General features: G+C 63.1%; 19 protein-coding genes. 7 read left to right on the plus strand and 12 right to left on the minus strand.

Going from position 1 to position 24,225, the window contains the following annotated elements:
• The 5 genes from VH564_RS12395 to VH564_RS12415 form a co-directional block, all read right to left on the minus strand.
• Nucleotides 1–3,123, minus strand: coding sequence for an efflux RND transporter permease subunit (locus VH564_RS12395; protein ID WP_423340143.1), 3,123 nt, complete (start codon nucleotides 3,121–3,123; stop codon nucleotides 1–3).
• The gene (locus tag VH564_RS12400) at nucleotides 3,120–6,236 is read right to left on the minus strand and encodes an efflux RND transporter permease subunit (RefSeq protein ID WP_423340144.1); all 3,117 of its coding nucleotides are present in this window, start codon (nucleotides 6,234–6,236) and stop codon (nucleotides 3,120–3,122) included. Before VH564_RS12400 ends, VH564_RS12395 begins: the two co-directional genes overlap by 4 nt.
• Nucleotides 6,233–7,567 carry an efflux RND transporter periplasmic adaptor subunit gene (locus tag VH564_RS12405; RefSeq protein ID WP_423340145.1) on the minus strand — a complete coding sequence of 445 codons (1,335 nt, stop codon included), beginning with the start codon at nucleotides 7,565–7,567 and terminating at the stop codon, nucleotides 6,233–6,235. Before VH564_RS12405 ends, VH564_RS12400 begins: the two co-directional genes overlap by 4 nt.
• A 143-nt stretch (nucleotides 7,568–7,710) precedes the next feature.
• Nucleotides 7,711–8,472, minus strand: coding sequence for a transporter substrate-binding domain-containing protein (locus tag VH564_RS12410; protein ID WP_423340146.1), 762 nt, complete (start codon nucleotides 8,470–8,472; stop codon nucleotides 7,711–7,713).
• Between the two features lie 49 nt (nucleotides 8,473–8,521).
• On the minus strand, nucleotides 8,522–9,403 hold the full coding sequence (locus VH564_RS12415; RefSeq protein ID WP_423340147.1) for a hypothetical protein: 882 nt from the start codon (nucleotides 9,401–9,403) through the stop codon (nucleotides 8,522–8,524).
• Between the two features lie 170 nt (nucleotides 9,404–9,573).
• Here VH564_RS12415 and VH564_RS12420 point away from each other — a divergent pair, with 170 nt between their 5' ends.
• Complete coding sequence (locus VH564_RS12420; RefSeq protein WP_423340148.1) at nucleotides 9,574–9,831, plus strand: DUF2171 domain-containing protein; 258 nt, start codon at nucleotides 9,574–9,576, stop codon at nucleotides 9,829–9,831.
• Between the two features lie 69 nt (nucleotides 9,832–9,900).
• On the opposite strand, the gene VH564_RS12425 is transcribed toward VH564_RS12420, so the two are convergent.
• The 6 genes from VH564_RS12425 to VH564_RS12450 form a co-directional block, all read right to left on the minus strand.
• Nucleotides 9,901–11,490, minus strand: coding sequence for a gamma-glutamyltransferase family protein (locus VH564_RS12425; RefSeq protein WP_423340149.1), 1,590 nt, complete (start codon nucleotides 11,488–11,490; stop codon nucleotides 9,901–9,903).
• A gap of 64 nt (nucleotides 11,491–11,554) precedes the next feature.
• Nucleotides 11,555–12,934 carry a dipeptidase gene (locus VH564_RS12430; protein WP_423340150.1) on the minus strand — a complete coding sequence of 460 codons (1,380 nt, stop codon included), beginning with the start codon at nucleotides 12,932–12,934 and terminating at the stop codon, nucleotides 11,555–11,557.
• On the minus strand, nucleotides 12,931–13,686 hold the full coding sequence (locus tag VH564_RS12435; RefSeq protein ID WP_423340151.1) for an SDR family NAD(P)-dependent oxidoreductase: 756 nt from the start codon (nucleotides 13,684–13,686) through the stop codon (nucleotides 12,931–12,933). Before VH564_RS12435 ends, VH564_RS12430 begins: the two co-directional genes overlap by 4 nt.
• Nucleotides 13,683–14,699: a ketopantoate reductase family protein gene (locus tag VH564_RS12440; RefSeq protein WP_423340152.1), complete on the minus strand. Its 1,017-nt coding sequence runs from the start codon at nucleotides 14,697–14,699 to the stop codon at nucleotides 13,683–13,685. The genes VH564_RS12435 and VH564_RS12440 overlap by 4 nt, the downstream gene beginning before the upstream one ends.
• Nucleotides 14,696–15,397 carry a creatininase family protein gene (locus VH564_RS12445; RefSeq protein ID WP_423340153.1) on the minus strand — a complete coding sequence of 234 codons (702 nt, stop codon included), beginning with the start codon at nucleotides 15,395–15,397 and terminating at the stop codon, nucleotides 14,696–14,698. Before VH564_RS12445 ends, VH564_RS12440 begins: the two co-directional genes overlap by 4 nt.
• 11 nt (nucleotides 15,398–15,408) lie before the next feature.
• On the minus strand, nucleotides 15,409–16,431 hold the full coding sequence (locus VH564_RS12450) for a GntR family transcriptional regulator (RefSeq protein WP_423340154.1): 1,023 nt from the start codon (nucleotides 16,429–16,431) through the stop codon (nucleotides 15,409–15,411).
• 187 nt (nucleotides 16,432–16,618) lie between these two features.
• Between VH564_RS12450 and VH564_RS12455 the strand changes: the two genes are divergently transcribed.
• The 6 genes from VH564_RS12455 (at nucleotide 16,619) to VH564_RS12480 (ending at nucleotide 23,597) form a co-directional block, all read left to right on the plus strand.
• Nucleotides 16,619–18,196 (plus strand): ABC transporter substrate-binding protein, encoded by a 1,578-nt coding sequence (locus tag VH564_RS12455; protein WP_423340155.1) that lies wholly within the window; start codon nucleotides 16,619–16,621, stop codon nucleotides 18,194–18,196.
• 76 nt (nucleotides 18,197–18,272) lie between these two features.
• A complete protein-coding gene (locus VH564_RS12460; RefSeq protein ID WP_423340156.1) occupies nucleotides 18,273–19,211 on the plus strand; it encodes an ABC transporter permease in 939 nt (312 codons plus the stop codon).
• Complete coding sequence (locus VH564_RS12465) at nucleotides 19,208–20,059, plus strand: ABC transporter permease (protein ID WP_423340157.1); 852 nt, start codon at nucleotides 19,208–19,210, stop codon at nucleotides 20,057–20,059. The genes VH564_RS12460 and VH564_RS12465 overlap by 4 nt, the downstream gene beginning before the upstream one ends.
• Nucleotides 20,059–21,057 carry an ABC transporter ATP-binding protein gene (locus tag VH564_RS12470; protein ID WP_423340523.1) on the plus strand — a complete coding sequence of 333 codons (999 nt, stop codon included), beginning with the start codon at nucleotides 20,059–20,061 and terminating at the stop codon, nucleotides 21,055–21,057. Before VH564_RS12465 ends, VH564_RS12470 begins: the two co-directional genes overlap by 1 nt.
• A gap of 8 nt (nucleotides 21,058–21,065) precedes the next feature.
• Nucleotides 21,066–22,070 carry an ABC transporter ATP-binding protein gene (locus VH564_RS12475; protein ID WP_423340158.1) on the plus strand — a complete coding sequence of 335 codons (1,005 nt, stop codon included), beginning with the start codon at nucleotides 21,066–21,068 and terminating at the stop codon, nucleotides 22,068–22,070.
• Nucleotides 22,071–22,082: 12 nt separating this feature from the next.
• Nucleotides 22,083–23,597: a carboxypeptidase M32 gene (locus tag VH564_RS12480; protein WP_423340159.1), complete on the plus strand. Its 1,515-nt coding sequence runs from the start codon at nucleotides 22,083–22,085 to the stop codon at nucleotides 23,595–23,597.
• Nucleotides 23,598–23,642: 45 nt separating this feature from the next.
• Here VH564_RS12480 and VH564_RS12485 read toward each other — a convergent pair whose 3' ends face one another.
• Entirely contained in the window at nucleotides 23,643–24,194 is a 552-nt protein-coding gene (locus VH564_RS12485) for a glutathione peroxidase (protein WP_423340160.1), read from the minus strand.
• Nucleotides 24,195–24,225: the final 31 nt, after the last annotated feature.

Genomic DNA, 24,225 nt, shown 5'->3' on the forward strand with positions numbered 1-24,225 from the left:
CTAGCCTAGTGCCGAGGGCTCGGAACCGGGCGGTGTCTTCCGCCCGGGAAAGACGCGAAATGACCAACGCCGGTGCAGCTTTGCCAGCATCAGATAGATGATCGGCGTGGTATAGAGCGTCAGGATCTGCGAGATCACCAGACCGCCGACGATGGTAATACCGAGCGGACGGCGGAGCTCCGAGCCCGGCCCAGTGGCGATGATCAGGGGTACGGCGCCCATGATGGCGGCCAGCGTCGTCATCAGGATCGGGCGAAAACGCTGCAGGCAAGCCTGGAAGATCGCTTCCTCGGAGGAAAGTCCGTCCTTGCGTTCCGCCTCCAGGGCAAAGTCCACCAGCATGATGCCGTTTTTCTTGACGATGCCGATCAGCAGAACGATGCCGATGAAGGCGATAATCGTCAACTCAGTGCCACTGATCTCCAGCGCCAACAGGGCGCCAAGTCCGGCCGACGGCAAGGTCGAGATGATGGTCAGTGGGTGGGCGAGGCTCTCGTAGAGAACGCCCAGGACAATATAGACGGCTAGCAAAGCCGCGACCAGCAGCAGCGGCTGGCCGCCCGAGGATTGCGCTGCGTTGGCCGCATCCCCGGCAAACTCGGCATGCAGCGAATCCGGCAGGTGGAGGTCGGCAACCGCGCGCACGACGCTGTCGTTTGCCGCTTGCAGCGTTGCGCCCAAAGCAAGGTTGTACGAAATGGTCACCGCCGGGAATTGCCCCTGGTGGTTGACGACAAGCGGTGCCAGCGTTCGCTCGACCTTGGCGACACTGCTGAGCGGCACCTGCGTTCCGCCCGATGCCGGCACATAGAGATTGAGGATCTGCTCGGGGTCCCGCGCATAGTTCGGATCCGCCTCCAGCACGACGCGGTACTGGTTGCGCTGGCTGTAGATCGTCGAGATCTGCCGTTGGGCAAAGGCGTTGTTAAGGGCGCTGTCGATCGACTGGATGCTGACGCCGAGCCTGGACGCCTCGCCGCGATCGATATTGACGGTCGCCTGCAGCCCGTTCGGCTGTCGATCGGTGGCCACATCCGCCAGTGCCGGCTCGCCCTGCAGCGCTGCCAGCACCTTCGGCGCCCATTCGACCAGTTCGTCGTAGTTCGAATCCCAGAGGGTGAACTGATATTGCGACTGCGACGATCGCGCTCCGGCTCGAATATCGCCGGGAGAAAACAGGAAGGTACTCAAGCCCGGCACCTTCGTCATCTCCGTTCTCAGCCGCGCGATCACCTCATTGGTGGAGACCCGCTCCGAGGGCGGCTTCAGCGAGATCAGCAGCTGGCCGCGATTGATGGAGCTGGAAAAGCCACCCCCGCCGACGGAGGAGCCGACGCCGGCAACGGCGGGGTCCGCCGCTGCGATTTCAGCGGCCTTCTGCTGCAGCACCACCATGGCAGGATAGGAAATATCGGTCGCGGCCTGCGTGCCGCCCTGGATGAAGCCCGTGTCATCCTGGGGTATGAAGCCTTTAGGCACCTTGACGTAAAGGAAGGCAGTGATGGCAACGCAGCCGAAGATTACCAGCACGGCCAGCACGCGGTGATGCAGCACCGCCTTCAACGTCCTGCCGTAGAAGCCGATGATGGCATCAAGCGTTCCCTCGACGACGCGTGCAAACAGGTTGCGCGCCATGTCGGTATCGCGGTGGCGCAGCCAATGGCCGCAGATCATCGGGGTTAGGGTAAGCGAGACTACCGTCGAGACGACGATCGTGAAGCCGAGCGTCAGGGAAAAAGCCTGGAAGAACCGGCCAATAATGCCGCCGAGGAAGAACAGCGGGATAAAGGCCGCCAGCAGCGACAGGCTGATGGAAATGACCGTGAAGCCGATCTGCCGCGCGCCTTCCATGGCCGCCTGCATCGGCCGCATACCCTTCTCGAGGTTGGCGGTGATGTTCTCGATCATGACAATGGCATCGTCGACGACAAAGCCGACCGATACGACGAGCGCCATCAGCGACAGATTGTCGATCGAGAGACCCCAGGCCCACATCAGCGCGAAGGTTCCGGCCAGCGACAAAGGCACGGTGACACCGGCGGCAACCGTCGGCGTTGTCCGCTGCAGAAAGACGAAAACAACGACCATGACGAGGAGTACCGTCGCCAGCAGCGTCCACTGCATATCGTCGACGCTGGCATTGATCGTTGTCGTCCGGTCGGAGAGGATGGCGATGTCGATCCCGGCCGGTATGGTCTTCTGCAGTTCCGGGATGAGCGCCTTCACCGCATCGACGGTGGCGATGACATTGGCGTTCGCCTCCTTGGTGATGTTGAGCAGCACGGATGGCTTGCCATTATACCACGCGTCGGAACGACTGTTGCGCACGCCAGGCTCGACGGTGGCGATATCGGAAAGCCGAACCGAGGTTCCATCGCCGCTGCGGATGACGATGCGGCCATAGGCCTCCGGTGTTTTCAACTGCGCGTTCACGCCGATCGCGAATGCACCGTCGCTGCCATCGATCGAGCCGGTTGGCCCGAGCATATTCGCATTGACGATCGCCGTGCGCACCGCATCGAGCGACAAGCCCATGGCCGAAAGCCTGTCCGGGTTCAGGCGCACCCGCACGGCCGGCTGGTCGGCGCCACTGGCGGTGACCTCGCCGACGCCGTCGACCTGCGAAATCTGCTGGACCACAACGGTGTCGGCAGCATCGTAGACGGCGCTCGGCGCCACATTGTCGGATGTCAGCGCCAGAATGAGCACGGGGGCGGCAGCGGGATTGACCTTGCGGAAGGACGGAAGGGTCGGCAAGTCTGCGGGCAGGTCGATGGCTGCAGCGTTGAGCGCCGCCTGCACATCCTGGCCGGCGCCATCCACGCTGCGAGACAGATCGAACTGGATGGCGATGCTGGTCGAGCCGAGGGAACTGACGGAAGTGAGCTCGGTGACGCCGGCGATGGTGCCGAGGTGGCGCTCGAGCGGTGCGGCGACGCTGGCTGCCATGCTGGCCGGATCGGCACCCGGCCGGCTGGCCGAGACGATGATGGTCGGCAGATCGACAGTCGGCAGGCTGGCGACCGGCAGGAAGAAATAGGCGACGAAGCCGAGGATCATCAGCCCGATCGACAGCAGCGTCGTGCCGACCGGCCGCTTGATGAACGGCTCGGAGATATTCATGGACGCCCCCCGGCTTCACTTGCCTCGGGCGCCGGGGTCCCCGTCGGTCGGCCGACAACGCGGCTGCGCAGCCGCTCGAAGGCGAGATAGATCACTGGCGTCGTGTAAAGCGTCAGCAACTGGCTGAGCACGAGGCCGCCGACGATGCTGATGCCGAGCGGGATTCGCAGCTCGGCGCCCGTGCCGCTCGCCAGTGCCAGCGGCAGCGCGCCGAACAGCGCCGCCAGCGTCGTCATCATGATCGGCCGGAAACGCAGGATCGAAGCCTGCAGGATCGCCTCGCGCGGCGAAAGACCGCCGCTTCGCTCTGCCTCAAGTGCAAAGTCGATCATCATGATGGCGTTCTTCTTGACGATCCCCATCAGCAGGACGATGCCGATCAGCGCGATCAGCGACAGGTCCTGGCCGAACAGCATCAGCGCCAGCAGCGCCCCGACGCCGGCGGATGGCAGTGTCGAGAGGATGGTGATCGGGTGAATGGCACTTTCATAGAGCAGTCCGAGAACGATATAGATCGTCACCACGGCGGCCAGGATCAGCCAGGGCTCGCCGGCCAGTGACGAAGAGAATTCCTCCGCGTCGCCCGAATAGGCACGCTGGATGCTGTTCGGCATGCCAATTTCCTGCTCGGCGGCACTGACCGCGCTAACGGCGTCGCTGAGGGATGCGCCTTTCGCCAGGTCGAAGCTCAGCGTCACCGAAGGAAACTGCTTGTCATGGCTGATGACCAGCGGGGCGGTGGTGAAGGTTGCGGTCGAAAACGCGTTGAGCGGCACCTGCACATCGTTGCTGCCGGCGACGTAGAGCCTGTCGAGCGATTTGGGGTCGGCCTGAAACTGCGGTGCCGCCTCGATGATGACGCGATACTGGTTGGACTGGCCGTAGATGGTGGCGATCTGGCGCTGGCCGAAGGCGTCGTTCAACGTATCGCTGACAGCCTGCATCGAAACCCCGAGACGGGAGGCCGTTTCCCTGTCGACATCGACAAAGATCCGACCGCCGCCCGTCTGCACTTCCGAGGAAACATCGATGAGGACAGGGGCCTGCTGCAGCCGCGCTGCGAGCTTCTGCGCCCAATCGACCACGGCAGCGGTATCCGTTCCAGTAAGCGTATACTGGTAAGGTGCCCGGCTGGAGCGCGTGCTGATGCTGATGTCGCGCACGCTCTGGAAGGTGACGTGCACGCCTGGCATGCCGGCGACTTCCTCGCGCAGCCGATCGATGATCTCGGCCGAGGAGGATGCGCGGTCCGAACGCGGCTTCAGAACCAGGCTCAGCGTTCCGGTATTGAGCGTCAGGTTGTTGGCGCTCGCCCCGACCACGGAGACGATGCCCGTGACGTCCTGATCATGGCGAAGGCGATCGGTCACCAGCGCCTGGGTGCGCTTCATCGATTCGAACGAGGTCGTCGGTTCGGTCTCGATCACAGCGGTAATCAACCCGGTATCTTGCGGCGGCAAAAAGCCCTTCGGGATGACGATATAGAGACCAATGGTTGCCACCAGCGTTATCATCGTCAGCAGCAGCATCAGAGGACTGCGGTCGATTGCCCAGACCAGACTGGCGCGATAGCCGCCGATCAGCCGATCCATCATCCGGTCAGTACCGGCCAGCATCCCGCGGCGCCCTTCAGCGGGCTTACGCAGGATGCGAGCGCACATCATTGGCGTCAGGGTCAAGGAGATGATCGCAGATACGACGACTGCGATGGTGAGCGTCAGCGCGAATTCCCGGAACATCCGGCCGACGATGCCCGTCATGAACAGCAGCGGAATGAACACGGCGACCAGTGAGAAGGTCAGCGAGATGATTGTGAAGCTGATCTCGCCGGCGCCTTTCAGCGCCGCATGCATGGGGTCGTCGCCTTCCTCGATGTGGCGGGCGATGTTCTCGATCATGACGATCGCATCATCGACGACGAAGCCGGTGCCGATCGTCAGCGCCATCAGTGAAAGATTGTCGAGGCTGAAGCCCGCAAACCACATGACCCCGAATGTGGCGATCAGCGACAGCGGCAGGGCCACCGCCGCGATGATGGTCGCCGTCACGGTGCGCAGGAAAACGAAGACGACGAGAATGACCAGCCCGATGCTGAGAGCCAGCGTCCATTGCACGTCATGGATCGAGGCGCGGATCGTCTCCGTCCGGTCGTTGACGATATCGAGCGCGATACCGGCCGGCAGCGCCTCCTTCAGCTGCGGCAATTGCTTGAGGACGTCGGCGACCGTCTGAATGACGTTTGCACCTGGCTGGCGCATGACGTCGAGGATGACGGCCGGTTCGCCCTGATACCAGGCGCCGACACGCGTGTTTTCAAGCCCTTCCACCACATCGGCCACATCCTTCAGGAAGATAGGCGCATTGCTGCGGTAGGCGACGATGACCGACTTGTAGGCTTCCGGATCGACGATCTGATCATTGGCAGCCAGCGTGAAGGACTGCTGGGTGCCGTCAAGCGCACCTTTTGCCCCGGCAACGCTGGCGGCGACGATCGCCGTGCGGATATCCTCGAGCGCAAGGCCATAGGACGCGAGACGCGAAAGGTTTGCCTGGATGCGAATGGCCGGCTTGACGCCGCCCTGGATGCTGACATTGCCGACGCCACTCACCTGACTCAGCTTCTGCGCCATCATCGTGTCGGCGAAATCGCTGAGATTACGGATCGAATAACTGTTCGAGCGCAGCGCCAAGGTGATGATCGGCGTGTCGGCCGGGTTCACCTTTGAATAGGTGGGCGGGTAGGGAAGCGTCTTTGGCAGTGTCGATCCGGCAGCGTTGATCGCAGCCTGCACGTCCTGCGCGGCCCCGTCGATGTTGCGCCCGAGATCGAACTGCAGCGTGATCTGGCTGATGCCGAAGGCGCTCGACGAGGTCATCGAGGCAAGCGACGGGATCTGTCCGAGTGGCCGCTCCAACGGCGCCGTCACCAGCGACGCCATGGTATCCGGGTCGGCGCCCGGAAGCTGGGTCGTTACCCGGATTGTCGGGAAGTCGACCTGCGGCAGCGGGGCCACCGGGAGTTCCGAATAGCCGAGCAGGCCGCCGAGCAGGATGGCGGCCGCCAGCAGCGACGTAGCGATCGGCCGGTTGATGAACAGCGAGGAGACACTCATTGCGGCGTTGCGGGCGGCGCGGGTGATGCCGCCCCGTCATCTGCCGGCTTGTTGGTGCCGTTGCCATTGTGCCGGCGATGCGGCTTTCCATCGGTGGCGGAGCCGGGGGCTGCAGCATCGGAGGCGACCGGTGCAGCAGGCTGCGAGACCTCGACCTTCGAGCCGGTCTGCAGCCGCGCGAAGCCGGTGGTGACCACGGTGTCGCCAGCGGCGACGCCTGAGGTAATGACCGCCTGCACATCATCCTGTTGCCCGACCTCTACGGTCTTCATCAGGACGGTCTGGTCCGGCTGCAACAGGTAGACGAAGGTCCCGTTCGGGCCGCGCTGCACGGCAGCGGTCGGTATGACCACGACCCCCTTCATGGTTTCCAGCAGCAGCCGGGCATTGACGAAGGCGCCCGGCCAGAGCGCAAGCTTCTCGTTCGGAAACGTCGCCTTCAGCTTGACGGTACCGGTGGTGGTATCGACCTGGTTGTCGACGACAGACAGCGAACCGGTGTCGACCACTCTCTGCTCGCCGCCGGACAGCGCCTCCACACTGAGCGCGCCACCTGCGTTGGCTGCGTTGACCTTCGCCAGCTGCTGCTGTGGGACCGAAAACACGACGGAAATCGGCCGAATCTGCGAGAGGGTGACAATTCCGGTCGTATCGGTGCCGCTGACGATGTTGCCGATATCGACGTTGCGAATACCGGTGCGTCCGTCGATGGGCGCTTTGATGGTGGTATAGTCGAGGGTCGCCTGCGCGCTTTCGATGGCCGCCTGGTCCGACTGGACCTGTGCCTGGTACTGGGCAACCTGGAAGCGGGCCGTGTCGACCTGTTGCTGTGTTCCTGAGCTTGATTGCACGAGCCGCTGGTATCGCTCGAAATCGGTTTGGGCGTTCTGCAGCAGCGCCTGATCCTGGGCCTTCTTGGCGACAGCCTGGTCCAGAGCCGCCTTGTAGACCGCATCGTCGATACGGGCGATGACATCGCCCTTCTTGATGTCCTGGCCTTCCTCGAAGTCGATCTCAAGCAGTTTGCCGCTGACTTGCGGGCGCACGGTCACGGTATTGAGCGGCTTCACCGAGCCGACGCCGTTGATATAGACGGGGACGTCGGTCATTTTGGCGACAGCCGTCAGAACCGATGTTGGGCCTGTGGACTGCGCCGCACCCCGGCGTCTTCCGCTGCCGCGCGTTCCGCTCGCCTGCTGTGTGTTTGGCGAGGAACTGAGGCCAAGCAACCGCTCGGCCGGCCCGACCCACCGGTCCCGGAGCACGTAGGCGCCGATCCCGATTGCTCCCAGGATGACGACTGATATCAAGACCCGAGAAGTCCGAGCCATTCATTCACCTTCTTTCATCGTTCCAGAGAAGAGCCAACGGTCGCGACCATATAGCGCGGCAAGCCCAGAAGGAATTTGTGGCGGGATTAAATTTTGTCCATACGGACAGCAAGAACATCACTCGTTGCAACACTTTAGAGCCATCAAGCCGCGACCGGCTCATCGGCAAAGCCGGTCGAATCCAGTGCCCGGCGGACCAGACCCGATGACTTGGCCTCTTCCATGAACTGGCTGACACGGGCAAGAGCCGACGGTTTGTCGCGTCCGACCGCGATGGCTATTCCTGTCGACTGGAAGCCACCATCGAGAACGCGTGCGCCCGGCAAGAGCGGCAGCAACGTCCGGAAGGCGTCGCGTGACAGAGCCAGTGCGTCCGCCTCGCCATCCCGGATCGCATTGACAGCTTCGGCAATCGTCGAGAGCGCTGCAGGAACCGTTCGCTGCAGGGTGCGGGCAGCGCTGCGAATGGTCGTGGTATTGGCGATGCCCACCACACGCACGCCCGCGCGATCCACGCCGGCGAGATCCGAGATCCCCGAGGCGGCGCTGACAAGGTAAGTGCTTTCCAGAATGTAGTAAGCTGGCCCGAAGGCAACGCGCTGGCTGCGCTCGCTGTCGACCGGCATGAAGCTGAGATCGATCCGGCCACTTTCCAGCGCCTCGGTGCAGGCGCCGGAATTTGCAAAGCCCTCAATGGCCAGCGGCGCGCCAAGTTGCCGAGCAAGATGCTCGGCCAGATCGACGGTGACACCTCGGTAAGAACCACTCTCCCTGTCAAAGGTCACGAAAAGAACCGATGGCGCAGGTGCCGCAATCACCCCGACCCGCAGGCTGCCGGTCGAGAGAAGTTCACGCTTTGCAGCGGTGTCGCCTGTTGCGGCTTTACTGTCTGGGAGAGATGTCATTCGTTCTTCCTGCGGACCGTTGGATCCAAGCATGCCGAGACCGCGATGATTAGGATCGGAGGAACCGGGGCGATGTCTGCAGTTCGTCCATGGCGGCCTGGAAGGCCGCGTCGATAACGGCAAATTTCTCGGCCTGGTAGTTCCAGTACTCCGCAACGAAACCGCGCGATAGCCAAAAACTGCTCTTGCCGGGCACGCCCGCCCAGCCGACGCTGCCCATGCCGGCAGCCTGCTTCAGGAGGCGCTTCAGATGGGCGTTGGAGATCATGAACTGCTGGTGGATGTCCCGCATGGAGATCGAGCCGATCATGATCCTGTCGGAATCCCCTTCCATGGAGGTGATGCGGGAGACTAGGTAATCCATCACCACCCCGCCTGAGTTGACCCAGTTGAACAGGGCGAAGCTCGGACCTGGATTGCGAACGGCATCGCTGTTGATGATTTGCTGGGCAATGAGCGGCTGCATGACGCCGACCGCGGCTGGCTGTGCTGCCATCTGCTCCATTCTTGCGCCCCCATCGAGATGATCGAGGATGAAGAGATGCGTGCTTATCCAGCGCCCCAGATACTCTACGGCTGTTGTCGTCGGCTCCAGCAATCGGGTGCGTTTGTCGATACCGCCCGGGGCCGTCGCCAGGAAACGATAGGCAAGCATTTCCTGAAGGAAGGCGACGGCTGTATTGCGGCTGGCAATTTTGTGCCGCAGCACTAGATCGACATATCGGGCGGCATAAAGACCACGTCCCGCTTCTTCAGGATATCCGAAATGAAGAGCAAATCCCGCATGGGCAAGAAGCCATCGCTGCTGTGCGGCAAATATCGAGGCTATGCGTGGGTTCTCGTGATAGATCGCAATCAACTCGTGAGCGCATTTCAAGATTGCGGTTAGAAAGTGTTGATTGGCACTAAGATCTTCTGCTCTTAACGTCATGACTGCTGCCCGAATACGAATGCGCTGATCTACCAGCGGAATGCTTGCCATATCATGTTGTTGCGGCCGTGAACTGCTTCTGAACAAATTCGTAGCCTGCGCATTTATTCGCTACGCACTGCATCTAAAAGCGCACTGATGCGTTACGAATACATTACAAGGAGAACGCTATGATAAATGCTTCGACAATTAAAGAACATGCTGAAGTTATTGGCGCTGATGGCGTGCATGTCGGCACCGTCGACCACGTCGAGGGATCGCGGATCAAGCTGACGAAGAAAGATAGCGGCGAGGGCTCACACAAGGGACATCACCACTATATCGACCTCAGCCTCGTGGCTGAAGTCGAGGGTGAACGCGTGCGTCTGTCCGCCAATGCCGACGTCGCAATCACGTTTGAAGAAGAAGAAGGCGGCCAGCCCGCTTAATCCACCTTCGGAATAAAAAAAGGCCTTGCGCTTGCGAGGCCTTTTTTGCGTGGTTTTCACGAGCAGGCTTCAATAGCCAAGCGCGATGCCGTCCTTGCGGTGGTCCGACCCACCCAGCAATAGCCCGCGCTGATGGTCGATATAGATGGCCTGCGCCCCGCCGATAGGCTCGTCGGCCCATTCGGTGCTGTGTCCCCGCCGGTCGAGATCGGCACGAATCTCCGGTGAAATCGTCGGCTCCAGCGAAAGCTTGCCGCCATAGTAGAAGCTACGCGGTTGGTCGCTCGCCTGCTGCGGATCGAGATCACGGTCGAGAACCTGGCTCAGCAAATGGGCGTGGCCGCATGCCTGGTATTGCCCACCCATCACACCAAAGCTCATAAGCGGCCGACCCTTGTCCATCAGCATGCCCGGGATGATCGTGTGAAACGGCAGCTTGCCGGGCCCAATCGCATTCGAATGGCCCGGGGTGAGCACGAAACCGGCACCGCGATTTTGCAGGAGCACGCCGCTGCGCGCGGCATAGATGCCGCTGCCGAACGGAAAGAACACAGAGTTGATCAGGGAAATCGCATTGCCGTCACGGTCCACCACGGACACGTAGACGGTATCCTTGTGGGTCGGTCCGTCCCAGGTCGAGGCCGGCAAGGCCCGCTCCAGGCTGATCTCGCGTCTGATGGCGTCGATCGAGCGGTCCGAAAGAATGTCATCGATATCGAAGGCGATATGGTCCGGATCGCTGATCAGCTGGTCGCGGCGGGCATAGCCTGCCTTGGTTGCCTCGGCCAACAGGTGAATGCGGTCGGCTTCCGTCAGCCGGGGATCGCGCAGGTCGAATCCATCGAGGATACGCGTGATGAGCAAAGCCGCCAGTCCCTGGCCGTTGGGCGGGCACTCCAGGAGATCGAGGCCGCGATATCCGGCGGAAATGGGTTTGGTCTCGAAAGCCTTGTATTCGGTGAAGTCACTTTCCTCATGCAGGCCGCCGAGCGAGCGAAGCAGCGTCGCGATCTCGTCAGCCACTGCACCATGGTAAAAGCCGTCGCGCCCATTGCGGGCAATAGCGCGAAGGGTGGCGCCCAGAGCCGGATTGACCATGCGCTCCCCGGTGCGCGGCGCTCGGCCGTTTGGCAGGAAATAGGCTGCCGAATCGGCAAACTTGGCGACGCGATCGGCATAGCGCGTCCAGTCCAGCTCGACGCGGGGCGTGATGACATAGCCTTCCTCGGCCGCCGCAATGGCCGGCGCGAGAACGCGGTCGAGGCCAAAGCTTCCATGGCGCTCGATCAGCTGGCACCACGCATCGACGGCCCCCGGAATGGTCACTGCATGCGGGCTGTCATCGGCAATCGTTGTCAGGCCCTTTTCCAGATAATGGTCGAGGACCGCCTTTTTCGGCGAGCGTCCGGAGCCGTTGAGGGCGACCGGCGTGCCGCCGGCAGGGCAGTAGAGCGCAAAGCAATCGCCACCGATGCCGGTCATCAAGGGATCGATGACCGATTGCAGCGCCACGGCGGCAACTGCCGCATCCACTGCGGTGCCGCCAGCGCGCAATATATCGACCGCCGCAAGCGTGGCCTGCGGGTGGGAGGTCGCAGCCATGCCACGGTCGGAGATTGCCACGGAACGGCCGGGCTTGAAGAAGTCACGAGTTTGCATCGGGCGGTTCCTTTATCTGCGCGCTGGAATCATTGACCTTTGATGCGCGACATGGGCGGGGCGATCAAGCCCCGGCCCTTCCCAATCGGGTGAGCAACATCGTCCAGGCCGTCAGGCCGATGCGGAAATTGGCCAGCCGGAAGAACTCGTTCGGCGCGTGATAATCCTCGTCCGAGGTCGAGAAGGAAAAGAATATTGCCTCGCGGCCCAAATGCTTGCGAAAAGCCGCCCCGATCGGGATGGTGGCGCCCATGGCGACACGCAGGGGCTTCTGTCCGAGCAACTCCTCCAGCACGCCTTCCGCGACCTCAAGCGCTGGCAAATCCGGATCGACGAAAAAGGCTTCGCTGCCCGGCCCATGCCGATGGATGTCGAGCGTGAAGCCAGCCGGCAGTCTTGCCTGCAGGTGGCGGCCGACGACGGAAAGAATGTGCTCGGGCTTCTGTCCGGCGATCAGCCGGCAGGTGATCTTGGCGCTGGCGGAGGAGGGGATAACGGTCTTCGTTCCCTCGCCCTGGTAGCCGCCGGCAATTCCATTGAACTCCAGCGTCGGCTCGAGCCACTGGCGAATCAGCAGCTCGCGGCCGTCGGTGACCGGCAATGGTGCCGACACGCCGATGTCGCGATAATAGGCGCCGGCGTCGAATTCGGCTGCCTCGATAGCCGCAATGATGGACGGGTCGGGCGGTGCCGTGTCGTCGAGATAGCCATCGACGGCCACCCTTCCATCGTCACCATGGAGCGAGGCCAGCAGCGTCGCCAGGGCTCGGATCGGATTGGGGGCGCTGCCGCCGTGCCGGCCCGAATGCAGGTCCTTGGCGGCGCCGGTGACAGAGACGTCCATGGCCACTAGGCCACGGCTGGCCACCGTCATCGACGGCCGGTCGGGCCGCCACATCGCGCCATCGGCGGAAATGACGAGATCGCAGTCGAGCTTGTCGCGAAAGGTCTCGAGCGTCGCCTCGAAATGCGGGCTGCCGGACTCTTCCTCGCCCTCGATCAGCACCTTGAGATTGACCGGCAGCCGGCCGTCCGTCTTCATGAAGGCCTCGGCGACGAGAATCGAGATCAGCAGCGGCCCCTTGTCGTCGGAGACGCCGCGGGCATAGAGCCGTCCGTCGCGCACCGTCGGTTCGAAGGGTGGTGTCTGCCACTTGTCCAGCGGGTCCGGCGGCTGCACGTCGTAATGGCCGTAGACCAGAAATGTGGGCAGGGAGGGATCGCCGATCAGCTCACCGTAAACAGCCGGATGGCCGCCGGTCTTGAGCAGTTCGACCGCCGAAAACCCGGCGCGCCTCAGACGGTCGGCAACGAAGTCAGCAGCTGCCGCAATTCCGTCGATATAGGCCGTATCGGTGCTGACGCTTGGGATGCGGCAGAAGGCCTTCAGGTCTTCCAGCGCCTCTTCAAAATGCGCATCGAGATAATCTTCCATCTCGCTCATTTGCCGCCATCCACGCTGATCACCTGGCCGGAGACCCAGCCCGCAAAGTCCGAGGCAAAAAACAGCACCATGGCCGCGATATCGTCCGGCACGCCCAGCCGCTTCAGAGCGATATTCTGGAGAAGCTTCGCCTGTCCGTCCTCGCCCATCGCATCCCACTGTCGTTCCGTCGTCGGATTGGAGCGCACGAAGCCGGGTGCGACGTTGTTGACAGTGATGTTCCAGGCGCCGAGTTCGTGTGCCAGCTGCCGCGTCAGGCCGATCTGGCCGGCCTTGGCACTGGCATAGGCCTGGATGCCGGTGAGGGAGATGCCGAGCCCGGCACCGCTGGAAATGTTGATGATACGCCCGTATTTCTGTCTTTTCATGCCGGGTGCCACGGCTTGCGCCATGAAGAAGGCGCCGGACAGGTTGACGTCGAAGATCGACTGCCAGTCCTCCTCGGAAATTTCCTCGATCGGCCGCCCCACCTGGCCGCGCACGCCGCCGGCATTGTTGACGAGGATGTCGACGGTAGCACCTTCAGCCTCGATGCCGGCAATCAGCCGCTGGGCGGCGCTACGGTCGCCGACATCCAGAAGATGGGTGCGAACATTTTCGCCAAGCGCCGCAGTTTCCGCCAGACCTGCCTCGTTGACATCGCAGGCGTGAACGGTTGCCCCGCGGGAAGCAAAGGCAAGCGCAATGGCCCGGCCGAAGCCATGGGCGGCACCGGTGACGATGACCGTCTTGCCAGCAAAATCGATGTTCATGCCGCGCGCTCCAACTCGTCGAGATTGCTGAGCGAGAGGGCCCGCTTGCCATCCTCGATTTCGTGGATCATCTCCACCAGTCGCGCGGCGATCGGCGTGGGCACGCCGAGCGAGCGGCCGACCTCGACCACCGGCTGGACCTGCGCATCGACCTCGGTCTTGCGCTTGCGCACCGCAAGGTCGCGCCAGATGCCGGAATGGGATTTCAACGAGGTGCGGTTATGCGCCACCATCTCGTCGAAGGAGCGTTCGGTTTCCGCAGCTGTTGCGTTCGGGGAGAAGGCGGCGGGATCGAAGCCGTTGAAGGCCTCCAGCTTGATGTTGTTGGCGCCCGCCACGCGACCGACTTCCAGCGCCAGCTTTGTCAGCACCGGGCGATAGCGCGGATTGGCAAGGACATCGGCGATGCTGTCATTTGTCAGGGCGGTGCCGAACAGCAGAGCGCCATAGATGAGTTTCCCCCAGAGAAATCCCCAGATGTTGTCGGTCAGGATCGCCTTGTCGTCGAATTGATGCAGCAGGCGGTGGATTCCTTCCACCCGCTCGGTGGTCCTGCCGTCGAGCTCCCCGACGACCACGGCTGCGCGCCCGCTGTAATGGACCACGCCGGGCGACAGGTAATCTGCGCCGAAATTGACGAAGCAGCCGATCACCCGGTGGATGCCGACCACCGGCGCGATGACCTGCTCGTTCAAGCCGTTCTGGGCAGACACCACATAGCCGTCGGAGGCCAGATGATCGACGAGTGCGTGGCTTGCCGCCTCGGTGTGGTGGGCCTTGACGCAGAGATAGATGCGCTCGTAGACGCCTTCCAGTTGCTCCGGCAGGACGGCCTTGGCCTTGATCGTGTCCTGGAAGATCGGCCCTTCGATCGTCAGGCCCTTCTCATTGATGGCAGCCACATGGTCGGCGGCGTTGTCGACAAAGATGACCTCCTGGCCGGCACGGATGAAGGCGGCGCCCAGCGTTCCGCCGATGGCGCCGGCGCCCCAGATGACTACAGGCGTGCTCATGCCCAGCCTCCCTCGAGAAGATCACGTGTTTCCTGGACGGCAACATCCCAGATCGCCTGCATTTCCTCGTCCGGTCGTTCATAGTAGCCGCCGAAGTTGCCGTCGCCGAGCAGCGCCTTGACGCCGGCGGGGTTCATGGCGCGCATATGGGCGAGGTCGACCATCGGCTTCTGCTGGGTCGGCTGGACAACGCCCGGCAGCCGCGTCCAGGGAAAGTTCTCCATCCACGAGGCGTGCGAGGCGACGGTGTCGATGTCCTGGACCTTGGCAAAGGTCTTCGGCGCATTCCACCAGTTGTGGAACTTGACCGATGTGTCGGGATTGTCGGCCATCCACTCGACCGCAAGGCTGCCGGCCGGCTGGTTGCCGCCATGGCCGTTGACGATCAAGATGCGGCGGAAACCCTGCAAGCGCAGTCCATCGAGGATATCGCGGACGATGCGGATATAGGTCTCCTGGCGCAGGCTGATGGTGCCGGGATAGGCGAGGAAATAGGGTGTGATGCCATAGGCCAGCACCGGAAACACCGGAATGCCCAGCGGCTCGGCGGCGTCGAGAGCGATCTTCTCGGCGAGGATCGAATCGACCGACAGCGACAGATGGGCGTGCTGCTCGGTGCTGCCGAGCGGCAGGATCGCCCGGTCGTCGGTCTTCAGATAGGTCTCGATCTGCTGCCAGTTGGTATCGGAGATCTTCATGGTCATTCCTTTTAGCTCTGAATGATCGGCTGCGGCGCGGGCTGGAGAACAGCTGGCACCTCTGCCTGCGGCTGCGGGACGCCGGCGGCGCGGATGATGGGAACGATGACCCGCTCGATATCGGCGGTATCGGGCGCATGGCGGTATTCGATCGTCTGGATGCCGGCGGGGGCAAGGGCAATCGCGTCTTCGGCGCCCGAGGCATGGATCAGCACGCTTGCGCGCGCCAGCAGGGCATCGAGGCCCGGCGTCTCAAGCGTTGCGGCCGTGATCTCGGTGACATGAGGCGCAAAACGCTGCACGCCGCTCTTCATGATCGGCAGGAAGTCCGGAAAGCGCGAGACAACGGCAATCGATGCGAGCGAATCGAGCGAGGCCAGCGACATCCGGGTCTCTTCGGCCGGAGTGAAGCTGATGGACACCACCTTGGTGTTCGGCAGCAGACCTGCGACTTCCCGATGGCGGTTGGCAAAGGTGATGGCGAGATCGGCCGAGTTCGCCCGCGCCTTGGCATTCGTCTCGCGCTCGATGGCAGATATTGTCAGGGGCTCGACGGTGACGCCGCGCCCGAGCCTTGCTGCAATGAAGCGGGCGTAGCTGGCCGTCGCCTCCGGAAAAAGCCCTACCATGACGATCCGCAGCCGCGGTCCGATGCTGTCGCGATAGAAGATGCGCGAACTGATCATCGACACCAGTTCCGTCGCCCGGATGCCAAGCGTGTGGCTCTCGTCGATCAGCTGGTCGATCTGCCGGTGCAGGTTGGCGGTATCGTTTCGGCCGGCAAGGCGGGCCTGCCGGCTGTCGGTAACGAACGTGCCAGAGCCCGGCCGCGCATCGATCAGGCCGGCGACCTTGAGGTCGGCATAGACCTGGCTCACCGTCATCGGCGCCACGCCGATTTTCTCGGCAAGTTCGCGCACGGACGGCAGCGTCTCGCCGGGCATCAGCTCGCCGCAGGCAATGCCGTATTCGATGAGACCATGGAGCTGTGTCCTCAGCGGAACAGGCAACTCGCGGTCGATGAAGAACTCCATGTCAAGGCACAATCTGGCTGTTATAGTGAACTATGACGATTATCCTGCTCCGTCATTTTTCCCATGTCAACCGGGCGCTTGGCAATAGTTCAACCCTATAAGAAATCAGTTGACTCAGCCGGAAACGCGTGAAATCGTTATAGTCAACAAGAACACTTTAAGCGTTTATTAGAACAAGGGGAATGCAATGAAAACGATCGCCAAGGCGGCCCTCGTCGCCGGACTTCTTCTCGGCACCAGCGTATCGGCCTATGCCGTCGAGCGCGGCGGAACCCTCAACTACGGGCGCTACGCCGATAGCCTTTTCCTCGAGCCGGTGCTCAACGACGCCAATGTCGACATCTGGGTTCTGTCGAACCTCTACGATACGTTGCTGCTGCCGACCGACGACGGCAAGGGCGTGCAGGCCGGTCTGGCCTCCGCCTGGAAGCTCGCCGACGACGGTCTCAGTGTCACGGTTACCCTGCGCGACGGAATCAAGTTCTCGGACGGCACGCCGATCACGCCGCAGGACGTCGCCTGGTCGTTGAAGCGCGCCGCCACGCCCGATAACGGCGAATGGACTTTCATCGTCGGCTCGATCGCCGATGTGACGACAGAGGGTGACAAGACCGTCGTCATCAAGCTGAAGCACGCCGATCCGGCAATCCTGACGGCGCTCACCGTCTTCAACACCGGCATCATGCCGCAAAAGGCCTTCGAGGCCGCCGCCGGCACGACGGATGCCGAAAAGGCCAAGGCCTTCGCCGAGCATCCGATCGGTTCGGGTCCGTTCATGCTAAAATCCTGGGATCGCGGCTCGACCATGAAGCTGGTGCGCAACCCCTATTACTGGGGCATGGGCGAGGACGGAAAGGCGCTGCCCTATCTCGACGGCATCAATTTCGAAGTCATCCCCGACGACGCGACCCGCATCCTCAAGCTCAACTCCGGCGAACTCGATGGCGCTGAGTTCATTCCCTATTCGCGCGTCGATGAGCTGAAGTCGGCCGGCAACCTGAACATGGAGCTCTATCCCTCGACCCGTGTCCAGTACATCACGCTGAACACGAGGCCGCAGCTTGACGGCAAGGACAACCCGCTGTCCAACGCCAAGGTGCGCGAGGCGATGAACTATGCGGCCAACAAGGAAGCGATCATCCAGATCGTCACCCATGGCGTCGGCAAGCCGATGACCTCCTACATGTCGTCGGCCACGCCGCTGCACACCGGCGACAAGCCGCTGTTCCCCTACGATATCGAAAAGGCGAAGAGCCTGATGAAGGAAGCCGGCTTCGAAAAAGGCTTCTCGACCAGCCTGCTGGTTCTCGCCGGCAACCAGGACGAAATCGGCATCGCCACGGCGCTGCAGCAGATGTGGGGTCAGATCGGCATCAAGCTCGACCTGCAGCAGGTCGACAATGCCAGCCGTACGGCCCAGTACCGCGCCGGCACCTTCGCCATGCGCGAAGCCGCTTGGACGGACGATATCGCCGATCCGAACGAGATCACCTCCTACTTCGTCTACTCGCCGAACATCGGCGCGTTGCATACCGGCTGGAAGAGTGATGAGGCCGACAAGCTGTTCGAGACCTCGCAGAAGGAAATCGACGTGACCAAGCGCGCGGCCGACTATGCCCGCATCCAGGCGATCTACAATGCCGAAGGTCCGATCGTGCCGCTCTATGAGACGCCCTATCCGGTGGCGCTCAGCAAGAAGGTCCATGGCTTCCTGCAGATCCCGCTCGGCAACAACATCTTCACCAAGACCTGGCTCGATAAGTGATATCGCAATCGCCGCAGGCGGCCCTCGGGGCTGTCTGCGGCACCCGTGATATCACCCGGAATACGAGGGCGGCACTGTGCCATTGTTCAGTTATATAGTCCGTCGCATTCTGCAGATGATCCCGACCGTCGTGTTCATTCTGATCGTGACGTTCGTCCTGATCCGGCTTCTTCCGGGGGATCCCGCCAGCGCCATGCTCGGCGACCGCGCCCGCGATGCGGATGTCGCCCGCATCAACGCCAGCCTCGGCCTCGACAAACCGGTCCTCGTGCAGTTTTTCTACTTCGTCCGCCGCATCGCCACCGGTGATCTCGGGGATTCCATCACGCTGAAGACGCCGGTCGTTGATCTGATCGCCCAGCGTTTGCCTGTCACGCTGATGCTCATCGGCATGGCGGCTGTCATCGCGCTGCTGCTTGCCGTACCGCTGGCCTTCGTTGCCGCCCTTCGCCGCGAGAAGGCCGCCGATACCGTCATTCGCGGCACCTTCCAGGTCGGCCTGTCGATGCCGGTGTTCTACATCGGTATCCTGCTGCTCACCGTGTTTGCGGCGAACCTCAAATGGTTTCCGGTTGGCGGCTATGGAGACACGTTCGGTAGCAAGCTCTACCATCTCTTCCTCCCGGCCCTGACGCTGGCGCTGAGCTTTGCCGCCGTGCTGATGCGCAACCTGCGAACCGCCATCATCGGCGTCATCAATGCGGAATATGTCGACTTTGCCCGCTCCAAGGGTCTGCGGTCGCGCGTCATCCTCATCCGCCACGTGCTGCGCAACGCGCTGATCTCGACCATCACCCTTTTCGGCCTGCAGATCGGCTCGCTGCTGGGCGGCGGCGTCATCACCGAGACTGTGTTCGCGGTTCCCGGTGCGGGGCGCCTGATGATCGACAGCATCTACGGTCGCGATTACCCGGTCCTGCAGGGCCTCACCATCGCGCTCGCCGTGCTGGTTTGCCTGACCTTCCTTGTGACCGACATCGTCCAGGCCTGGCTCGACCCGAGGGTTGCCCGATGAGCGCCGTTAGCGAGATACCACGCAGCAAATGGCGGCTGAAGCCCGGAAGCTGGCCGAAGACGCTGATGTTAGGCGGCCTGATCCTTTTCCTCAGCCTGCTGCTCGCCTTCTTCCCCGGCTGGTTTGCGCCCTACGATCCGACGGCGTTCGACTACAACGCGCTGTTGAAGGGGCCGAGCTGGGCCCATCCCTTCGGCACCGACAGTTTTGGTCGCGACGTCCTCTCCCGCGTCATCCATGCCTATACGATCGACATGCAGATCGCTGTCTTCGCCACCACCGGGCCATTCATCTTCGGAACCCTGGTCGGCGCCTTCGTCGGCTATGCCGGAGGATGGACGGAGATTGTTTTCGGCCGCATCGTCGATGCCGTCCTCACCTTTCCCTTCCTGGTCCTCGTCATCGCCGTCGTCTCTGTGCTGGGTCCGGGTCTCGGCAACATGTATGTGGCAATCGGCGTCGTCGGCTGGGTCTTTTATGCCAGGATCGTCGCGGCCGAGGTCAAGGTGCAGAAGCGGCTTGACTACGCCGATGCCGGCCGGGTGATGGGATACACCTCGACGCGCATCGTCTTCCGCCACCTTTTGCCGAACGCCATCACGCCGGCCATCGTCTACTGGATGACCGACATGGCGCTCGCCATCCTGCTCGGGTCGAGCCTCGGCTATCTGGGCCTCGGCGCCCAGCCGCCGGCCTCCGAATGGGGCGTCCAGATCGCCGATGGCAAGAACTACATGACGACCGCCTGGTGGATCTCGGTGTTTCCCGGCATCTCGATCGTCCTGACGGGGCTCGGATTCAGCCTCGCCGGCGATGGCGTCGCAGAACTTTTGAGGATACGCCGATGATGCCGGCAAGCGACAACAGCGGCCTGGTGGTTCGCGGCCTGACGACGACGTTCGAAACAGCACGGGGCCAGGCGATCGCCGCCGCCGATATCGATTTCGATGTCGCGCCCGGCGAGGTCGTCGGCTTGGTCGGCGAATCCGGCTCGGGAAAAAGTGTCACGCTGCGCTCCGTCATGCGGCTGATCCGTGAGCCGGGCAAGGTCACGGGTCGCGTCGAGTGGGGCGGCCGCGACCTGGTCGCCATGTCCGACGAGGAGCTCAGACGCGTTCGCGGCAGCGAAATCGCGATGATTTTCCAGGAGCCGATGACGGCGCTCAATCCGGTGCTGCCGGTTGGCCTGCAGATCGTGGAAAACCTCAGCGCCCATACCGGCCTCGGTCGCCGCGAGCGCCGTGCAAGGGCACTGGAGCTGATGACCATCGTCGGCATCCCGGATGCTGAGCGTCGGCTGAACGAATATCCGCATCAGTTCTCCGGCGGCATGCGCCAGAGGGCGATGATCGCCATCGCGCTCGCCTGTTCGCCAAAACTGCTGCTGGCCGACGAGCCGACGACGGCGCTCGACGTGACGATCCAGGACCAGATCCTGAAATTGCTACTCGACCTGCGCGACCGCCTGGCGATGAGCGTCGTGCTGGTCACCCATGACCTCGGCGTCGTGGCCGCCACCTGCGACCGGATGGCTGTCATGTATGCCGGCCGGATCGTCGAAACCGGCACTGTGGTCGATGTGTTCGCGCAGCCGCGCCATCCCTACACCCGGGGCCTGCTCGGCTCGGTGCCGCGCGGTCGGGCGGTGCGCACCATGCTGTCGTCGATCGACGGCACGCCGCCGAGCCTGACGGACCTGCCGGATGGCTGCGCCTTTCATCCCCGCTGCAGCTTTGCCACGGAGCAATGTCGGCGCGAAAGGCCGCCTCTGGCACCGGTCGCCCCCGGCCGGCTGGCGGCCTGCTTCCACCATGAGCGTGTTGCGGCGGCGGAGGCCATCCTATGAGCGGGCCAATGCCGATTATATCCATCGATGGCGTCACCAAGCGCTTTGCCGGTCCCTATTCTCTGACGCGGCGATTGTCCGGCAAGCCGCCGCTGGCCGTCCATGCGCTGAGCGACGTCAACCTTGAGGTCAACAGGGGCGAGACGCTCGGCATCGTCGGCGAATCCGGCTGTGGAAAGTCGACCCTGGCGCGCTGCATGGTGCGCCTGCTCGATCCCGATGGCGGCGCCATCCGCTTCGAGGGCAAGGATATTGCCGAGCTGAAGCCATCCGAGCGACGTGGCTTCAACCGCCGGGTCCAGATGATTTTCCAGGATCCGTATTCCTCGCTCAATCCGCGCATGACGGTGGCCCAGATGCTCGGCGAGGCGCTCGGTGTGCACAAGATGCGGCCGAAGGCGGAGATACCGAACCGCATTGCGGAGCTGCTTGAACTGGTGCGCCTGCCGCAAGATGCGGCGGGCCGCTATCCGCACGAGTTCTCCGGCGGTCAGCGACAGCGCATCGGCATCGCCCGGGCGCTTGCCGTCGAGCCGGATGTCATCGTCGCCGACGAACTTGTCTCGGCGCTCGACGTCTCCGTCCAGGCGCAGGTGGTCAACCTCTTGCTGCAGCTGCAGGAAAAGCTCCAGCTCACCGTCGTCTTCGTTGCCCACGACCTCAGGCTGGTGCGTCATATCTCCCATCGGGTCGCCGTGATGTATCTTGGCCAGGTGATGGAGGTCAGCCCCTCCGAGGCGCTGTTCACATCGCCGCGCCATCCCTATTCCAAGGCGCTGCTCGATGCCGCGCCCGAGCTCGACCCGACCCGCCGCAACCGGACCGCCGCCACCCGTGGCGAGCTGCCGAGCCCGATGAACCTGCCGGTCGGCTGTCCCTTTGCCGGGCGCTGTCCTCATGTCTTCGAGCGCTGCCTCGTCGAGCGGCCCGTGCTGACGCCACGCGGCAACGGCCAATATGCCGCCTGCCACCTCACCGAGTTCGGCGCCCCCGAAGCGCTCCCCAACGCCTGAAAGCCTTTTCCCATGAGCTTTGCTGTCTTCGAAACCGAAGTTGCCCGGATCAACGATATTCTCTGCGCCGTGAACCTCCTGACCTGGGATTCGCGCACCATGATGCCAGCAGGGGGCGTCGAGGCCCGCGGCCAGCAGATCGCCACGCTGGTTGGTGTCGCGCGTGACATGGCAACCGGCGACGCTCTGCAACGCGCCATCGAGACCGCCCGCGCGGAGCTTGCCGGCGCCCCATCGGATGACCTGCGCCTCGTCGCCGTGGAACAGGCGGCCGCCTCCATCGCCAAGCTGTCGCGCATCCCGGCGCAGCTCGTCGCGGCCTCGACGACCCTGAAGACGCAGGCCCAGGCCGACTGGGTAAAGGCCCGCGCCGCCGATGACTTTGCCGGCTTCGCGCCCGTTCTCGAGCGCACCATGGACATGCAGCGCGAGATCGCCGGAGCCCTCGGCTATGAGGAGCATCCCTACGACGCGCTGGTCGAGACCTACGAGCCCGGCATGCGCTGGTCGAAGCTGCAGGTGCTCTATGGGCAGCTACAGCAATCGCTGATCCCGCTGTTGGCTGAAGCCAAGGAGGCGAAGGTGCGCGGCGAGATCCTCGATCGCGCCTATCCCGTCGACCGGCAGCGCCAGTTCTCCAGCATGATGGCGACGCGGCTCGGTTACGACTTCGGTCGCGGTCGGCTCGACGATGCCGTCCATCCGTTCGAGATATCCTTCACCCGCGCCGATGTCCGTATCACAGGCCGCTTCCGCGAAACCTGGCTGCCCGGCGGCCTGTTCGCGGTCTGGCACGAAGCCGGCCACGGGCTCTACGAGCAGGGCATCTCGGAGCAGTTCTCGCGGTCGACCTTCACGACCGATTTCGTCAATCTCTACGCCGTCGGCGGCACGAGCTTCGGCACGCACGAATCCCAGTCGCGGCTGCTGGAAAACCGCGTCGGCCGCTCGCGCCGGTTCTGGGACCTGCATTTCCACGAGCTGAAGGCCGTTTTCCCGGAGCAGCTCTCGGACGTTACGGTCGACGATTTCTGGCGCGTCATCAACGCCGCCCGCCCGAGCCTCATCCGCGTCGAGGCCGACGAATTGACCTACGATTTCCACATCATGCTGCGCTCGGAGATCGAGGCGGGGCTGATGGCGGGCGAGATCCGGGTCGCCGATCTGCCGGCGATCTGGCGCGACAAGGTCAAGTCCTATCTCGGCCTCGATGTGCCCACCGATACGCTCGGCGTCCTGCAGGACGTGCACTGGTCGTCCGGCATGGTCGGCTCCTTCCCGACCTATACCGTCGGCAACATCATGTCGTCGCAGCTGTTCGCGGAGGCTCGGAAGGATGACGCGGTCGAAAGTGGCCTGGACACCGGCGACTACACGCCGCTGAAATCCTGGCTCCACGACAACGTCCACCAGCACGGTCGCTCGAAGAGCCCGAGCGAGATCCTGGTGGCGGCTACCGGCAATGAGCTCAATGCCGACGCCTATATCGCCGACCTCACTGCCAAGGTCGCTGACCTCAGCAGCTGATCGGGCGCGGCGGCAGACGTCCGTCACTCGGTTTGCCGGACCGCGTCAGGCGGTCTTGGCCAGCTGTTCGTCGAGGGCGGCGAGAAGACGGGGGTCATCCGGCGTGACATCGGGCGCGAAACGGGCAACGACCGACCCCTTGCGATCGATCAGGAACTTTTCGAAATTCCAGAGAACTTCGCCGGCAGCGCCCGTTTCTATGCCATAGCCCTTCAGCCGCTCGCGCATCGGACCATCGCCCGTTGTCGGGATGGAGGCGGTGGTCAGCGTCTTGTAAAGCGGGTGCTTGGCCTCGCCTCTGACGGAGATCTTTGAAAACACCGGGAACTGCACATCATAGGTCGACTGGCAGAACGTCATGATCTCCGCGTCGCTACCGGGCTCCTGGTCCTTGAAGTCGTTGGCCGGGAAGGCGGCGACAGTGAACCCGCGGTCGCGCTTGTCCTCATAGAGCTTTTCGAGTGCCTCGTATTGTACCGTCAGCCCGCATTTCGAAGCGACGTTGACCACGAGGATCACCTGGCCACGGTAGTCGTTGAGCGTGGCGGGACGGCCGTCGGCGCGCTTCAGGGGGATATCGAACAGGGTTTCAGGCAAGCTATTCTCCATGACATCGGGGCATGAGTTG

The organism is Rhizobium sp. HT1-10, assembly GCF_049472505.1.
GTDB lineage: Bacteria > Pseudomonadota > Alphaproteobacteria > Rhizobiales > Rhizobiaceae > Rhizobium.

What these genes read in the sequence shown, in the direction of transcription:
- VH564_RS12395 (WP_423340143.1), bottom strand. Translation starts at nt 3,123, where the DNA reads ATGAATATCTCCGAGCCGTTCATCAAGCGGCCGGTCGGCACGACGCTG.
- VH564_RS12400 (WP_423340144.1), bottom strand. Translation starts at nt 6,236, where the DNA reads ATGAGTGTCTCCTCGCTGTTCATCAACCGGCCGATCGCTACGTCGCTG.
- VH564_RS12405 (WP_423340145.1), bottom strand. Translation starts at nt 7,567, where the DNA reads ATGGCTCGGACTTCTCGGGTCTTGATATCAGTCGTCATCCTGGGAGCA.
- VH564_RS12410 (WP_423340146.1), bottom strand. Translation starts at nt 8,472, where the DNA reads ATGACATCTCTCCCAGACAGTAAAGCCGCAACAGGCGACACCGCTGCA.
- VH564_RS12415 (WP_423340147.1), bottom strand. Translation starts at nt 9,403, where the DNA reads ATGACGTTAAGAGCAGAAGATCTTAGTGCCAATCAACACTTTCTAACC.
- VH564_RS12420 (WP_423340148.1), top strand. Translation starts at nt 9,574, where the DNA reads ATGATAAATGCTTCGACAATTAAAGAACATGCTGAAGTTATTGGCGCT.
- VH564_RS12425 (WP_423340149.1), bottom strand. Translation starts at nt 11,490, where the DNA reads ATGCAAACTCGTGACTTCTTCAAGCCCGGCCGTTCCGTGGCAATCTCC.
- VH564_RS12430 (WP_423340150.1), bottom strand. Translation starts at nt 12,934, where the DNA reads ATGAGCGAGATGGAAGATTATCTCGATGCGCATTTTGAAGAGGCGCTG.
- VH564_RS12435 (WP_423340151.1), bottom strand. Translation starts at nt 13,686, where the DNA reads ATGAACATCGATTTTGCTGGCAAGACGGTCATCGTCACCGGTGCCGCC.
- VH564_RS12440 (WP_423340152.1), bottom strand. Translation starts at nt 14,699, where the DNA reads ATGAGCACGCCTGTAGTCATCTGGGGCGCCGGCGCCATCGGCGGAACG.
- VH564_RS12445 (WP_423340153.1), bottom strand. Translation starts at nt 15,397, where the DNA reads ATGAAGATCTCCGATACCAACTGGCAGCAGATCGAGACCTATCTGAAG.
- VH564_RS12450 (WP_423340154.1), bottom strand. Translation starts at nt 16,431, where the DNA reads ATGGAGTTCTTCATCGACCGCGAGTTGCCTGTTCCGCTGAGGACACAG.
- VH564_RS12455 (WP_423340155.1), top strand. Translation starts at nt 16,619, where the DNA reads ATGAAAACGATCGCCAAGGCGGCCCTCGTCGCCGGACTTCTTCTCGGC.
- VH564_RS12465 (WP_423340157.1), top strand. Translation starts at nt 19,208, where the DNA reads ATGAGCGCCGTTAGCGAGATACCACGCAGCAAATGGCGGCTGAAGCCC.
- VH564_RS12470 (WP_423340523.1), top strand. Translation starts at nt 20,059, where the DNA reads ATGCCGGCAAGCGACAACAGCGGCCTGGTGGTTCGCGGCCTGACGACG.
- VH564_RS12475 (WP_423340158.1), top strand. Translation starts at nt 21,066, where the DNA reads ATGCCGATTATATCCATCGATGGCGTCACCAAGCGCTTTGCCGGTCCC.
- VH564_RS12480 (WP_423340159.1), top strand. Translation starts at nt 22,083, where the DNA reads ATGAGCTTTGCTGTCTTCGAAACCGAAGTTGCCCGGATCAACGATATT.